Here is a 13,426-nt window from a genome sequence, read left to right as displayed (position 1 = left end):
AGATGGGACGATGAGCGAGACTTCTTCCCTCTCCAACCTGCTCAAGGAAGAACGCAGGTTCGCACCCCCCGCCGACCTGGCCGCGAACGCCAACGTCACGGCGGAGGCGTACGAACAGGCCAAGGCTGACAGGCTCGGCTTCTGGGCCGAGCAGGCCCGCCGCCTCACCTGGGCGAAGGAGCCGACCGAGACGCTCGACTGGTCGAACCCGCCGTTCGCCAAGTGGTTCAAGGACGGCACGCTGAACGTCGCCTACAACTGCGTCGACCGGCACGTGGAGGCCGGCAACGGCGACCGCGTCGCCATCCACTTCGAGGGCGAGCCCGGCGACAGCCGCGCCCTCACCTACGCCCAGCTCAAGGACGAGGTCTCCAAGGCCGCCAACGCCCTGCTGGAGCTGGGCGTGCAGAAGGGCGACCGCGTCGCCATCTACATGCCGATGATCCCCGAGACGGCGATCGCGATGCTGGCCTGCGCCCGCATCGGCGCCGCGCACTCGGTCGTCTTCGGCGGCTTCTCCTCGGACGCGCTGGCCACCCGCATCCAGGACGCCGACGCCCGCGTCGTCATCACCGCCGACGGCGGCTACCGGCGCGGCAAGCCGTCCGCGCTCAAGCCGGCCGTCGACGAGGCCGTCGAGCGCGCCGGGATCGTCGAGCACGTGCTCGTCGTCCGCCGCACCGGCCAGGACGTCGCCTGGGACGGCTCCCGCGACAAGTGGTGGCACGAGACCGTCGACCGGCAGTCCGCCGAGCACACGCCCGAGGCGTTCGACGCCGAGCACCCGCTGTTCATCCTGTACACGTCCGGCACGACGGGTAAGCCCAAGGGCATCCTGCACACCTCCGGCGGCTACCTCACGCAGACGGCGTACACCCACTGGGCCGTCTTCGACCTCAAGCCGGAGACCGACGTCTTCTGGTGCACCGCCGACGTCGGCTGGGTCACCGGGCACTCCTACATCGTCTACGGCCCGCTCGCCAACGGCGCCACGCAGGTCATGTACGAGGGCACCCCGGACACCCCGCACCAGGGCCGGTTCTGGGAGATCGTGCAGAAGTACGGCGTGACGATCCTGTACACGGCGCCGACCGCGATCCGGACGTTCATGAAGTGGGGCGACGACATCCCCGCGAAGTTCGACCTGTCCTCCCTGCGCGTCCTCGGCTCGGTCGGCGAGCCGATCAACCCCGAGGCGTGGATCTGGTACCGCAAGAACATCGGCGCGGACGCGACCCCGGTCGTCGACACCTGGTGGCAGACCGAGACCGGCTCGATGATGATCACGCCGCTGCCGGGCGTGACCGAGGCCAAGCCGGGCTCCGCCCAGCGCGCGCTGCCCGGCATCAGCGCCACCGTCGTCGACGACGAGGCCAACGAGGTGCCCAACGGCGGGGGCGGCTACCTGGTCCTCACCGAGCCGTGGCCGTCGATGCTGCGCACCATCTGGGGCGACGACCAGCGGTTCATCGACACGTACTGGTCGCGCTTCGAGGGCAAGTACTTCGCGGGCGACGGCGCCAAGAAGGACGACGACGGCGACATCTGGCTGCTCGGCCGCGTCGACGACGTGATGCTCGTCTCCGGCCACAACATCTCCACCACCGAGGTCGAGTCGGCCCTCGTCTCACACCCGTCGGTCGCCGAGGCGGCCGTGGTCGGCGCGGCGGACGAGACCACGGGCCAGGCCATCGTCGCCTTCGTCATCCTGCGCGGCACGGCAGCGGAGAGCGAGGACTTGGTCACCGAGCTGCGCAACCACGTCGGTACCACGCTCGGCCCGATCGCCAAGCCCCAGCGGATCCTGCCGGTGGCGGAGCTGCCGAAGACCCGCTCCGGCAAGATCATGCGGCGCCTGCTCCGCGACGTCGCGGAGAACCGCCAGCTCGGGGACGTCACGACGCTGACGGACTCGACGGTCATGGACCTCATCCAGTCCAAGCTCCCGGCGGCATCCAGCGAGGACTGAGCCACGCACACCGAGGGCACCCGGCGCCGGACGCGCGCCGGGTGCCCTCGCCCTGTGCGGCACCCGGGGCACGGGTAAGCTGGACGGACGTAAGAGAATCATCAAGATCCTCATGGTGCGCCGGGAAGTCTGGTCGGCATGTGTTCCGTGCTGCCCACCCACCGGAGGTTCTCCCCGTGACCGCGCCCCGCACCCCCCGCAAGGCCTTCGGACGGCTGTCCCTCCCGGAGCGCACCTACCTCGCGGACGCGCTGCGCACCGAGACCGTCGGCGGTGTCCTGCTGCTCGTCGCCGCGATCGCCGCCCTGGTCTGGGCGAACATACCGGCGCTGCGCGACAGCTACGAGAGCGTCAGCCACTTCCACTTCGGCCCCTCGGCCCTCGGCCTCGACCTGTCGGTCGCGCACTGGGCCGCCGACGGGCTCCTGGCGATCTTCTTCTTCGTCGCCGGCATCGAACTCAAACGCGAACTCGTCGCCGGTGACCTGAAGGACCCCAAGGCCGCCGCGCTCCCGGTGGTGGCGGCGCTGTGCGGCATGGTCGTCCCGGCGCTCGTCTACACCGTCACCAACACCGCGGGCGGCGGTTCCCTGTCCGGCTGGGCCGTGCCGACCGCCACCGACATCGCCTTCGCGCTCGCCGTGCTCGCCGTCATCGGCACCTCGCTGCCGAGCGCCCTGCGCGCCTTCCTGCTGACGCTCGCCGTCGTCGACGACCTGTTCGCCATCCTGATCATCGCGGTCTTCTTCACCGACACCCTGAACTTCGCCGCGCTGGGCGGCGCGGTCGTCGGCCTCGTCGTCTTCTGGCTGCTGCTGCGCAAGGGGGTGCGCGGCTGGTACGTGTACGTCCCGCTCGGCCTGGTGATCTGGGCCCTGATGTACAACAGCGGCGTCCACGCCACCATCGCCGGTGTCGCGATGGGCCTGATGCTGCGCTGCCACCGGCGCGAGGGCGAGGACCACTCCCCGGGCGAGCGCATCGAACACCTGGTGCGCCCGCTGTCGGCGGGCCTGGCCGTTCCGCTGTTCGCGCTGTTCAGCGCGGGTGTGGCCATCTCCGGCGGGGCGCTGGCGGACGTGTTCACCAAGCCGGAGACCCTCGGTGTCGTGCTCGGGCTCGTGGTCGGCAAGACGCTGGGCATCTTCTTCGGCACCTGGCTGACCTCCCGCTTCACCCGGGCCTCGCTCAGCGACGACCTCCAGTGGGCGGACGTGTTCGCGGTGGCGACCCTGGCCGGCATCGGGTTCACCGTCTCGCTGCTCATCGGCGAGCTGGCCTTCGAGGGCGACGCGGCGATGACCGACCAGGTCAAGGCCGCCGTCCTGACCGGCTCGCTCATCGCCGCGGCCCTGGCCACGGTGCTGCTGAAGATACGGAACGCGAAGTACCGGGGCATGGTCGCGGAGGAGGAGCGCGACGACGACCTCAGCGGCGTACCGGACATCTACGAGGAGGACGACCCCGAGTACCACCTCCGCGTGGCCGCCGTCTACGAGCGCAAGGCCGCCGAGCACCGCCGGATCGCCGAGGAGATGGAGTCGGCGCGGCTTGCCGAAGTGGCGGGCGGGGCAGGCGATGAGGACGACCGTCCGGCATGATCTGACGAGACGGTACAAAAGACGGAACCGTACTCAGATGAGCCAGCAGAAGAGGGAGACCGCGATGAGCGCACCCGACGGCAGCCCGGTCGGCACCGAACGCAGCATCGGCCAGCTGTTCGCCTCGGCGACCACCGAAATGTCGGCGCTCGTGCACGACGAGATCGCGCTGGCGAAGGCGCAGCTGAAGCAGGACGTCAAGCGCGGGGCGACGAGCGGCGGCGCGTTCTCCGCCGCGGGCCTGCTCCTGCTGTTCTCGCTGCCGATGCTGAGCTTCGCGCTGGCCTACGGCATCCGCACCTGGAGCCACTGGAACCTCGCGGTCTGCTTCCTGCTCTCCTTCGCGGCCAACGTCCTGATCGCGGGCCTCCTCGCGCTGATCGGCGTCGTCTTCGCAAAGAAGGCCAAGAAGGGCCGCGGACCGCAGAAGGTCGCCGCCTCGGTGAAGCAGTCCGCGGGCGTGCTGCAGAACGCCAAGCCGCACCCGCGCCCGGAACTGCCCGCGGACCGGTCCCCCGAAGCGATCGAGGCTGTGGCACGCTCGTCCTCATGACGGGCTCCACCACCCCTTCGGGGCACTCCCCCTCGGCGCAGCACCCCACGTCGGTCGTACGCCTCGGCATCCCCGGCGGTCCCGAGGTGACCCACCGGGACGTCGCGGCCAACGGCGCCCGCTTCCACATCGCCGAGCTGGGCGACGGACCGCTGGTGCTGCTGCTGCACGGCTTCCCGCAGTACTGGTGGGCCTGGCGGCACCAGCTGGTGGCGCTCGCCGACGCCGGTTTCCGCGCGGTCGCCATGGACCTGCGCGGCGTCGGCGGCAGCGACCGGACCCCGCGCGGCTACGACCCCGCGGGCCTCGCCCTCGACATCACCGGCGTGATCCGCTCCCTCGGCGAGCCGGACGCCGCGCTGGTCGGTCACGACCTCGGCGGCTACCTGGCCTGGACGGCCGCCGCGATGCGCCCCAAGCTCGTGCGGCGGCTCGCGGTGTCCTCGATGCCACACCCCCGGCGCTGGCGCTCGGCCATGCTCGGGGACGTCCGCCAGAGCCGGGCGGGCTCCTACATCTGGGGCTTCCAGCGCCCCTGGGTGCCGGAGCGTCAACTGACCGCGGACGACGGTGCGCTGGTCGGCCGGCTGCTCCACGACTGGTCGGGGCCGCGGCTCCTGGACGACGAGGCGGTGACGGCGTACCGGCGCGCCATGTGCATCCCCTCCACGGCGCACTGCTCGGTCGAGCCGTACCGCTGGCTGGTGCGCTCCCTGGCCCGGCCGGACGGCATCCAGTTCTACCGCCGGATGAAGCGGCCGGTGCGCGTGCCGACGCTGCACCTGCACGGTTCCCTGGACCCCGTGATGCGGACGCGGAGTGCCGCCGGGTCCGGACAGTACGTCGAAGCGCCGTACCGCTGGCGGCTGTTCGACGGGCTCGGGCACTTCCCGCACGAAGAGGATCCGGTCGCTTTCTCGACCGAACTGATCAACTGGCTGAAGGACCCCGAACCCGATCGGTGAGGATGTGATGAGCGATCGGTCACCGAACGGACGCACCCGGTATCCGAACCAGAACGCTTGTCCTATGAACGGCCACTTGCCCGGCGCATAGGCCAATTGGGCGCGCCGGGCACGGTTATCGACCATGGGTCGGGGGCACACGTCCGGTTATGGGCTGGACGCACGACTACAGTGACGTAGCACGCGACGGCCGCTCCACGAGCGGCGTGAGCAGTACCCACCGACGCGACAGCACCCCGCAACTCGCGGGTGCGGACCTTCGGGTGGGCATTCCGCGCATCCTGCGCCGCCGGGCCCGCTGGGTCTCCGTACGCCTGCGCCATCCGCGGACCTGAGACACCGCTCCGCCGCCCCGACGCCTCCCGGATGCGGGGAGCGCGGGCCTAGAGCGCGCAGCTGTCGCTGTCCACCTGCTGGCTGGCGGTGCGGCCCTTGCTGATGTCCTCGCGGATCTCGTCCGCGGTGAGCGCGTACCCGGTGTCGGGGTCGTCCAGGGACTTGGCGAAGACCACGCCGTACACCTCGCCCTCCGGCGTCAGCAGCGGGCCGCCGGAGTTGCCCTGACGGACGGTCGCGTACAGCGAGTAGACGTCGCGGCGGACGGTGTCGCGGTGGTAGATGTCCGGCCCGTTGGCCGTGATGCGCCCGCGCACCCGCGCGGCACGGACGTCGTACGCCCCGTTCTCCGGGAAGCCCGCGACGATCGCGCCGTCGTCGCCCTCCGCATCCTCGTCGGTGAACCGCAGGGCGGGCGCGTCCAGTTCCGGCACGTCCAGGACGGCGATGTCGCGCCGCCAGTCGTAGAGGACGACCGTCGCGTCGTACTTCCGGCCCTCGCCGCCTATCTGCACGGTGGGTTCGTCGACGCCGCCCACGACGTGGGCGTTGGTCATGACGCGGCGGTCGGCGAAGACGAAGCCGGTGCCCTCCAGGACCTTGCCGCAGTCGGGGGCCGTGCCCATCACCTTGACGATGGAGCGCTTGGCACCGGCGGCGACCGGGCTGTTCACCAGGGCCGGGTCCGGCGGCAGCGTGTCGGGGATCGACTCGTTGGAGAACGGGCTGAAGACCTGCGGGAAGCCGTTCTCCCCGAGGACCGAGGTGAAGCTGTCGAACCAGTTCTCGGCCCCCGCGGGCAGCACCTCCTGCACCCCCGCCAGCAGCGTGGACTGACGCACCTCCTTGCCGACCGTCGGCATCGTGGTTCGCGCCAGGGCGGAGCCCAGCAGCCAGGCGACCAGGAGCATGGCGACAACGTTGACCAGGGCGCCGCCGGTGGCGTCCAGGGCGCGGGCCGGGGACCAGGTGATGTAGCGGCGCAGCTTGTTGCCCAGATGGGTCGTCAGGGCCTGGCCCACGGAGGCGCACACGATGACGACCACGACCGCGACGACGGCGGCGGTGGTGCTCACCTCCGCGTTGTCCGTCAGCGCGTCCCAGATCACCGGGAGCAGGTAGACGGCGACGAGACCGCCGCCGAGGAAACCGATCACCGACAGGATGCCGACGACGAAGCCCTGGCGGAAGCCGACGATCGCGAACCAGACGGCGGCCAGCAGCAACAGGATGTCCAGCACGTTCACCGATTCAGGCCTCGTCTTGTCGTCTGCGGTACGCAGGCCACCCTGTCATGAGCGCCAGTCCAGCGGGACCTGCTTATCCCGGTCCCACGGCCGCTCCCAGCCCGCGAAGTGCAGCAACCGGTCGATGATGCCGGCGGTGAAGCCCCACACGAGCGCCGATTCGACCAGGAATGCCGGGCCTCGGTGACCGCTGGGGTGGATGGTCGTCACCCGGTTGGCGGGGTCCGTGAGATCCGCCACGGGGACCGTGAAGACGCGGGCGGTCTCCGCCGGGTCGACGACGCCGACCGGGGTGGGCTCGCGCCACCAGGCCAGCACCGGGGTGACGACGAAGCCGCTGACCGGGATGTAGAGCTTGGGCAGGACACCGAAGAGCTGGACGCCGGCCGGGTCGAGCCCGGTCTCCTCCTCGGCCTCGCGCAGGGCGGCCCGCAGCGGACCGTCACCGAGCGGGTCGCCGTCCTCGGGGTCGAGGGCACCGCCCGGGAAGGCGGGCTGGCCGGGGTGGGAGCGCAGGGAGCCGGCCCGCTCCATGAGCAGCAGCTCCGGGCCGCGGCCGGCCTCCTCGCCGCCCTCGCCCGCACGCCTGCCGTCGCCGAAGAGGATCAGGACGGCGGACTGGCGGCCGGCGCCGTCCGCGGGCGGCAGGAAGCGGCTCAGCTGGGTGGGCCGGACCGTCTCGACGGCCCGCACCACCGGGTCCAGCCAGCCGGGCAGACCCTCCTTGCTGAGGACCGCGCCGTCCCGAGTGCGGTCCCTGGCGGGGCCCTGCGTGTCGCTCGCCCGTGTCATCTCCACCCCCGTCCTGCCGACTCCAACGCCCGACGCCTCCGCGATCGTTCCGTCACCCGGCCCCCAGCGGCGGGGCCGGCTTGCCGCCCGCGTCCAGGTAGGCCTGCGGGGGCTTCAGCCGCTGTCCCGGGAAGCCGCCCTTCTCGTACTTCAGCAGCTTCTTCGCCTTCTCCGGGTCCGTCTCGCCCTCGCCGTACGCCGGACACAGCGGGGCGATGGGGCAGGCGCCGCAGGCGGGCTTGCGGGCGTGGCAGATGCGGCGGCCGTGCCAGATCACGTGGTGGGAGAGGTCGGTCCAGTCGCTCTTCGGGAAGAGCGCGCCGACGGCGGCCTCGATCTTGTCCGGGTCGGTCTCCTCGGTCCACCGCCAGCGGCGCACCAGGCGCTGGAAGTGCGTGTCCACGGTGATGCCGGGGCGGCCGAACGCGTTTCCGAGCACGACGAAGGCGGTCTTGCGGCCGACGCCGGGCAGCTTGACGAGGTCTTCGAGGCGTCCGGGGACCTCGCCCCCGAAGTCCTCCGCCAGGGCCTTGGACAGCCCTATGACCGACTTGGTCTTGGCCCGGAAGAAGCCGGTCGGGCGCAGGATCTCCTCGACCTCCTCGGGGACGGCGGCGGCCAGGTCCTCGGGGGTGGGGTACTTGGCGAAGAGGGCGGGCGTCGTCTGGTTGACCCTGAGGTCGGTGGTCTGGGCGGACAGCACCGTGGCGACGACCAGCTGGAACGGGTTCTCGAAGTCCAGTTCCGGGTGGGCGTACGGGTAGACCTCGGCCAGCTCGCGGTCGATACGGCGGGCGCGGCGGACCAGTGCGGTGCGGGACTCGCCGCGCGGCGGCTTGGGGGCGACGGTCTTCGCCGGGGCGACGCCCTTGACGGCGGCGGTGGCCTTCTTCGGGGCGACGGCGGGCTTCTTGGCGGGCGCCTGCCTCTTGAGAGGCGCGGCCTTCTTCGCGGGGCTCGCCTTCTTGGCCGCGGACGCTTTCTTCGCCGGGGACGCTTTCTTCGCCGGGGACGCTTTCTTCGCTGCGGAAGTCTTCGCGGTCGCGGCAGTCCTCGCCGTCGCCGCCGTCTTCTTGGCCGCGGAGGTCTTCTTAGCCGCGGAGGTCTTCTTGGCCGTGGAGGCCTGCTTACTCGCGGTAGCCTTCTCGCTCACGGCGGCCTTCTTCGCCGGAGTCTCCGCACTCGCGGCGCTCTTCCCGCTCGCGGCGGACTCCTTGCTCGCGGCGCTCTTCTTCACGGCACCCTTCTCCGCAGTCACCCTCTTGGCAGGCACTGCCCTCTTTGTCGCTTTCGCCGTTTTCCTACCGCCATCGGGACCCTGTTCGCCCACAGCGGAATCGCGACGTACACTCACCCGCGCAGCCCCCTAGGCCTGTGCTCTCACCGGCGATTTGGACACCCGGCCAGCCTACGACCCGGCACCGACATCCGCCCCGGACCTCGAAGATCGGCGTCCAATTGGACCCCTGCCGCGTACCCCGGGACACCAGTGCGGCATCCTTGTGACAGATCACACTGTTTGGACTGTCCGGCAAAATGGGCACCACGGACCCCTGGTACACCGGGGGAACAAGATCCTCTGAGCCGGTCGACAAGGAGAGAACTCGTGGACGACGTTCTGCGGCGCAACCCGCTCTTCGCGGCGCTCGACGACGAGCAATCCGCGGAGCTCCGCGCCTCCATGAGTGAGGTGACCCTCGCCCGCGGCGACACCCTGTTCCACGAGGGGGACCCCGGAGACCGCCTCTATGTGGTCACGGAAGGCAAGGTCAAGCTCCACCGCACGTCCCCCGACGGGCGCGAGAACATGCTGGCCGTCGTCGGCCCCAGCGAGCTGATCGGCGAGCTGTCGCTCTTCGACCCGGGCCCGCGCACGGCGACCGGTACCGCGCTGACCGAGGTCAAGCTGCTCGCCCTCGGCCACGGCGACCTCCAGCCCTGGCTGAACGTCCGGCCGGAGGTGGCCACCGCACTGCTGCGCGCCGTCGCGCGCCGTCTGCGCAAGACCAACGACGCCATGTCCGACCTGGTCTTCTCGGACGTCCCCGGCCGCGTCGCCCGCGCCCTGCTGGACCTCTCCCGCCGCTTCGGCGTGCAGTCCGAGGAGGGCATCCACGTGGTGCACGACCTGACGCAGGAGGAGCTGGCCCAGCTGGTCGGCGCGTCCCGCGAGACGGTCAACAAGGCACTCGCGGACTTCGCCCAGCGCGGCTGGCTCCGGCTGGAGGCCCGCGCGGTGATCCTGCTGGACGTGGAGCGGCTGGCCAAGCGCTCCCGCTGAGCGCCCGGCCGCTACTCGGGCAGCTGGATGAGCCCGTGCTCGCCCAGGTACTCCAGCTGCGCCCGCACCGACAGCTCCGCCGCCGGCCACAGGGAGCGGTCGACGTCCGCGTACACGTGGGCGACGACCTCGCCCGGCGTGCGGTGGCCGTCCTCCACCGCCGTCTCGACCTGGGCGAGGCGGTGGGCGCGATGGGCGAGGTAGTACTCCACGACGCCCTGGGCGTCGTCCAGGACGGGTCCGTGCCCCGGGAGCACCGTGTGCACCCCGTCGTCGGCCGTGAGCGACCTGAGCCTGCGCAGCGAGTCCAGGTAGTCGCCGAGACGGCCGTCGGGGTGGGCCACCATCGTCGTACCGCGCCCCAGGACGGTGTCGCCCGTCAGGACGGCCCGGTCGGCCGGGAGATGGAAGCACAGGGAGTCCGCCGTGTGCCCCGGACTCGCCACGACCCTCAGCTCCAGGCCGCCGACCCCGATCACGTCACCGGCGGCCAGCCCCTCGTCGCCCAGTCGCAGGGCCGGGTCCAGTGCCCTTACGTTCGTCCGGGTCAGCTCGGCGAAGCGCGCCGCGCCCTCCGCGTGGTCCGGGTGACCGTGCGTCAGCAGCGTCAGCGCGACCCGCTTGCCGGCCCGCTCGGCCGTGTCGACGACGTTCCGCAGGTGGGCGTCGTCCAGCGGGCCCGGGTCGACGACGACGGCCAGGTCGGAGTCGGGTTCGGCGAGGATCCAGGTGTTCGTGCCGTCCAGGGTCATCGCCGAGGCGTTGGGCGCCAGGACGTTCACCGCGCGCGCGGTGGCCGGTCCCGACAGGACACCGCCCCGCGGCTGTCCGGGCAGTGCTGCTGCGTCCGTCATGCGGGGGCTCCCCCGGTCGGGTCGGAAGGTGTCGCCGGTGGTGCCGCCGCACCCGGGACGTGCTTGGTGAACTCGTCGTGCCCCGGCCAGGAGAGGACGACCTCGTCGCCGGACAGCCGCGCGCGGGCCAGTACCGGCGTCATGTCGCGGCCGGGCGCCGACGCCAGCGCCTCGGCCACTGTGCCGCACTCCGCGAGGCCCCGCAGGGTTGCGACGGTGGGCGGCATCATCAGCAGCTCGCCCTTGTCGTACCCGGCGGTCGCGTCCGCCGCGGTGATCCACACCGTGCGGTCGGCCTCCGTGGACGCGTTGCGGGTGCGCTGGCCCTCGGGGAGCGCGGCCACGAAGAACCAGGTGTCGTAGCGCCGGGACTCGAACTCCGGGGTGATCCAGCGCGCCCAGGCGCCCAGCAGGTCGGAGCGCAGGACGAGGCCCCTGCGGTCCAGGAACTCCGCGAAGGACAGCTCGCGGTCGACCAGGGCGGCCCGGTCGGCCTCCCAGTCCGCGCCCGTCGTGTCGCCGACCACCGAGTCACCGGTCGGACCGGCGAGCAGGACGCCTGCCTCCTCGTACGTCTCCCGGACGGCCGCGCAGACGATCGCCTGGGCGCCCGCCTCGTCGACGCCCAGCCGATCCGCCCACCACGCGCGCGTCGGGCCCGCCCAGCCGATGTCGCGGTCGTCGTCCCGCGGGTCGACCCCGCCGCCCGGATAGGCGTACGCGCCCCCGGCGAACGCCATGGAGGTGCGGCGGCGCAGCATGTGGACGACGGGTCCGGACCCGGACCCCGTGGTGCCGGGGCCGGTGTCCTTGAGGAGCATGACGGTGGCCGCGCGCTTCGGGGTGACCGGGGTGAGGGTGCCGGCCGCCAGCGCGCGGATGCGGTCCGGCCACTCCGATGGGTACCACTGACCATTCGCCTGACCATTCGCCATGGCCGGAGGCTATCCGGTGACGGGCGGATGTTCGAGTGGCCCCCGGGGCCGGACGGGCCTCAGGTGGACAGGCCGGTCAGCCACTCGATGAGCAGCCGGTTCGTCTCCTGGGGGCGCTCCTGCTGGAGCCAGTGGCCGCAGCCCTCCAGGACGTGCGAGGCGCGCAGGCCGGGCAGGGTGACGGGATACGCCTCGATGGCCTCGGACAGCCAGGTGGTGGAGGCGTCCAGGCCGCCGCCGAGGAACAGCGACGGCTGGGTGATCGGGGCGCCCTCGTGCGCGGCCAGGTCGGCCCAGTCGCGGTCCATGTTGCGGTAGCGGTTGAGGGCGCCGGTCAGGCCGGTCCGCTCGAACTCCCCGGCGTAGACGTCCAGCTCCTCCTCGGTCAGCCAGGAGGGCAGCCGCCCGGCGGCCGGGAACCGGTCGCGCATCCTGCCGCCGGGGGCGACGAAGTGCGGGTCGGGCTCCTCGGGGCCGGGCATGGTGTCGGCGGACAGCGCGGCGTAGAGGCCGCCGAGCCAGCCGCGTACGTCCGGCTCGATCTCCGCCTCGGCACGGCCGGGCTCCTGGAAGTAGGAGACGTAGAACTCCTGCCCGGCGAACGGCCCGGCCGGGTCGCTCATGCCGGCGAAGACCTCGCTGGGCTTCGGCCCGCCCGGCGGGGTGTACGGCACGCTCAGCAGGCCCACCGCGCGGAAGACGTCCGGCCGCAGCAGCGCGGAGTGGGCGGCGATGTTCGAACCCCAGTCGTGGCCGACGACCACGGCGGAGCGTTCTCCCAGGGCCTCCACCACGGCGACGTTGTCCGCGACCAGGTCGTGCATCCGGTACGCCTCCACGGCCTCGGGCCGCGAGGAGCGCCCGTAGCCGCGTACGTCGAGGGCGACGGCGCGGAACCCGGCGGCGGCCAGCGCGGGCAGCTGGTGGCGCCAGGAGTACCAGGACTCGGGGAAGCCGTGCACGAGCAGGACCAGCGGCCCGCTGCCCTGCTCCACCAGATGGATCCGGCCGGCGGGTGAGGGCACCAGACGGTGGACGGGCTGGTCAACCTGCTGGTCGGTCACGGGCGGCTGCGGCATGGCTCCTCCTGGCGCATACGGTCGGTACGGCCCCGGTACGGGCCGGGACCCGCCGACCTGGGCCGGCTCCCGCCCCGTAGGGGGCATGGAACCGATCCTGCGGGTCCTGAGCGGCGGGGGCGAGGTTTGTTGCCGGGCTGGCAACGCGCCTCGCACCCGGCGTCCGCTACGGCTGGACCAGCTCCACCTGGACCTCGACCTCCACCGGCGCGTCCAGCGGGAGGACCGCCACGCCGACCGCGCTGCGGGCGTGGACGCCCTTGTCGCCCAGGACCTCGCCGAGGAGTTCGCTGGCGCCGTTGATCACGCCGGGCTGCCCGGTGAAGTCGGCCGCGGAGGCGACGAAGCCGACGACCTTGACGACCCGCGCGACGCGGTCGAGGTCACCGGCGACGGACTTCACCGCGGCCAGGGCGTTCAGCGCGCAGGTGCGGGCCAGTTCCTTGGCCTCGTCCGGGGTGACCTCCGCGCCGACCTTGCCGGTGACCGGAAGCTTGCCCCCCAGCATCGGCAGCTGGCCGGAGGTGTAGACGTACGGCCCGGACTGCACGGCGGGCTGGTACGCGGCCAGCGGCGGGACGACCTCGGGCAGTGTGAGACCCAGCTCGGCGAGCTTCGCCTCGACGGCGCTCATGCCTGCTTCTCCCGCTTCAGGTAGGCGACGAGCTGCTCGGGGTTGTTCGGCCCGGGCACGACCTGGACGAGCTCCCAGCCGTCCTCGCCCCAGGTGTCCAGAATCTGCTTCGTGGCATGGACGAGCAGCGGCACGGTTGCGTATTCCCACTTGGTCATGCGGCCGACTCTAGCCGTTGCC

At 71.9% G+C, this 13,426-nt stretch carries 14 protein-coding genes; 6 read left to right on the top strand and 8 right to left on the bottom strand.

Annotation, left to right across the window (positions count from 1 at the left end):
• The first annotated feature begins 10 nt into the window (after positions 1–10).
• From acs to ACGH52_RS20915, 5 genes are all read left to right on the top strand, one after another.
• On the top strand, positions 11–1,969 hold the full coding sequence (gene acs, locus ACGH52_RS20935; protein ID WP_210974281.1) for an acetate--CoA ligase: 1,959 nt from the start codon (positions 11–13) through the stop codon (positions 1,967–1,969).
• 176 nt (positions 1,970–2,145) lie between these two features.
• Positions 2,146–3,570 (top strand): Na+/H+ antiporter NhaA, encoded by a 1,425-nt coding sequence (nhaA, locus tag ACGH52_RS20930; protein ID WP_399941407.1) that lies wholly within the window; start codon positions 2,146–2,148, stop codon positions 3,568–3,570.
• Between the two features lie 64 nt (positions 3,571–3,634).
• Positions 3,635–4,123, top strand: a complete 489-nt coding sequence (locus ACGH52_RS20925) for a phage holin family protein (RefSeq protein ID WP_076975088.1) — start codon at positions 3,635–3,637, stop codon at positions 4,121–4,123.
• Positions 4,120–5,088 (top strand): alpha/beta fold hydrolase, encoded by a 969-nt coding sequence (locus ACGH52_RS20920; RefSeq protein WP_121701910.1) that lies wholly within the window; start codon positions 4,120–4,122, stop codon positions 5,086–5,088. The genes ACGH52_RS20925 and ACGH52_RS20920 overlap by 4 nt, the downstream gene beginning before the upstream one ends.
• A gap of 149 nt (positions 5,089–5,237) precedes the next feature.
• The gene (locus tag ACGH52_RS20915; RefSeq protein WP_076974977.1) at positions 5,238–5,423 is read left to right on the top strand and encodes a hypothetical protein; all 186 of its coding nucleotides are present in this window, start codon (positions 5,238–5,240) and stop codon (positions 5,421–5,423) included.
• A gap of 48 nt (positions 5,424–5,471) precedes the next feature.
• Here the strand turns inward: ACGH52_RS20915 and ACGH52_RS20910 are convergent, their stop codons facing one another.
• Genes ACGH52_RS20910 through nth form a run of 3 tightly spaced genes read right to left on the bottom strand, consistent with a single transcriptional unit; the run spans position 5,472 to position 8,700 of the window.
• A complete protein-coding gene (locus ACGH52_RS20910) occupies positions 5,472–6,671 on the bottom strand; it encodes a MarP family serine protease (protein WP_059301705.1) in 1,200 nt (399 codons plus the stop codon).
• Positions 6,672–6,716: 45 nt separating this feature from the next.
• Entirely contained in the window at positions 6,717–7,463 is a 747-nt protein-coding gene (locus ACGH52_RS20905) for a CoA pyrophosphatase (protein ID WP_059301777.1), read from the bottom strand.
• A gap of 52 nt (positions 7,464–7,515) precedes the next feature.
• Positions 7,516–8,700, bottom strand: coding sequence for an endonuclease III (nth, locus tag ACGH52_RS20900; protein WP_399941403.1), 1,185 nt, complete (start codon positions 8,698–8,700; stop codon positions 7,516–7,518).
• A gap of 369 nt (positions 8,701–9,069) precedes the next feature.
• Here nth and ACGH52_RS20895 point away from each other — a divergent pair, with 369 nt between their 5' ends.
• Positions 9,070–9,744: a Crp/Fnr family transcriptional regulator gene (locus ACGH52_RS20895; RefSeq protein WP_003975365.1), complete on the top strand. Its 675-nt coding sequence runs from the start codon at positions 9,070–9,072 to the stop codon at positions 9,742–9,744.
• Between the two features lie 11 nt (positions 9,745–9,755).
• On the opposite strand, the gene ACGH52_RS20890 is transcribed toward ACGH52_RS20895, so the two are convergent.
• The 5 genes from ACGH52_RS20890 to ACGH52_RS20870 form a co-directional block, all read right to left on the bottom strand.
• Entirely contained in the window at positions 9,756–10,598 is an 843-nt protein-coding gene (locus ACGH52_RS20890) for an MBL fold metallo-hydrolase (RefSeq protein WP_059301707.1), read from the bottom strand.
• On the bottom strand, positions 10,595–11,533 hold the full coding sequence (locus tag ACGH52_RS20885) for an NUDIX hydrolase (RefSeq protein ID WP_399941400.1): 939 nt from the start codon (positions 11,531–11,533) through the stop codon (positions 10,595–10,597). The genes ACGH52_RS20890 and ACGH52_RS20885 overlap by 4 nt, the downstream gene beginning before the upstream one ends.
• Before the next feature lie 59 nt (positions 11,534–11,592).
• A complete protein-coding gene (locus tag ACGH52_RS20880) occupies positions 11,593–12,612 on the bottom strand; it encodes an alpha/beta fold hydrolase (protein WP_399941397.1) in 1,020 nt (339 codons plus the stop codon).
• A gap of 166 nt (positions 12,613–12,778) precedes the next feature.
• Positions 12,779–13,246 (bottom strand): RidA family protein, encoded by a 468-nt coding sequence (locus tag ACGH52_RS20875; RefSeq protein WP_059301710.1) that lies wholly within the window; start codon positions 13,244–13,246, stop codon positions 12,779–12,781.
• Complete coding sequence (locus ACGH52_RS20870) at positions 13,243–13,404, bottom strand: DUF4177 domain-containing protein (RefSeq protein WP_003975360.1); 162 nt, start codon at positions 13,402–13,404, stop codon at positions 13,243–13,245. The genes ACGH52_RS20875 and ACGH52_RS20870 overlap by 4 nt, the downstream gene beginning before the upstream one ends.
• Between the last annotated feature and the right edge of the window lie 22 nt (positions 13,405–13,426).

Origin of the sequence: Streptomyces sp. BBFR25 (genome assembly GCF_044590125.1) — a bacterium.
Taxonomy (GTDB): domain Bacteria; phylum Actinomycetota; class Actinomycetes; order Streptomycetales; family Streptomycetaceae; genus Streptomyces; species Streptomyces canus_D.
Note: the sequence above shows the minus strand (reverse complement) of the source record. Positions and strands in the feature narration are given on the sequence as shown.

What these genes read in the sequence shown, in the direction of transcription:
- acs (WP_210974281.1), top strand. Translation starts at nt 11, where the DNA reads ATGAGCGAGACTTCTTCCCTCTCCAACCTGCTCAAGGAAGAACGCAGG.
- ACGH52_RS20925 (WP_076975088.1), top strand. Translation starts at nt 3,635, where the DNA reads ATGAGCGCACCCGACGGCAGCCCGGTCGGCACCGAACGCAGCATCGGC.
- ACGH52_RS20920 (WP_121701910.1), top strand. Translation starts at nt 4,120, where the DNA reads ATGACGGGCTCCACCACCCCTTCGGGGCACTCCCCCTCGGCGCAGCAC.
- ACGH52_RS20915 (WP_076974977.1), top strand. Translation starts at nt 5,238, where the DNA reads ATGGGCTGGACGCACGACTACAGTGACGTAGCACGCGACGGCCGCTCC.
- ACGH52_RS20905 (WP_059301777.1), bottom strand. Translation starts at nt 7,463, where the DNA reads ATGACACGGGCGAGCGACACGCAGGGCCCCGCCAGGGACCGCACTCGG.
- ACGH52_RS20890 (WP_059301707.1), bottom strand. Translation starts at nt 10,598, where the DNA reads ATGACGGACGCAGCAGCACTGCCCGGACAGCCGCGGGGCGGTGTCCTG.
- ACGH52_RS20885 (WP_399941400.1), bottom strand. Translation starts at nt 11,533, where the DNA reads ATGGCGAATGGTCAGGCGAATGGTCAGTGGTACCCATCGGAGTGGCCG.
- ACGH52_RS20880 (WP_399941397.1), bottom strand. Translation starts at nt 12,612, where the DNA reads ATGCCGCAGCCGCCCGTGACCGACCAGCAGGTTGACCAGCCCGTCCAC.
- ACGH52_RS20875 (WP_059301710.1), bottom strand. Translation starts at nt 13,246, where the DNA reads ATGAGCGCCGTCGAGGCGAAGCTCGCCGAGCTGGGTCTCACACTGCCC.
- ACGH52_RS20870 (WP_003975360.1), bottom strand. Translation starts at nt 13,404, where the DNA reads ATGACCAAGTGGGAATACGCAACCGTGCCGCTGCTCGTCCATGCCACG.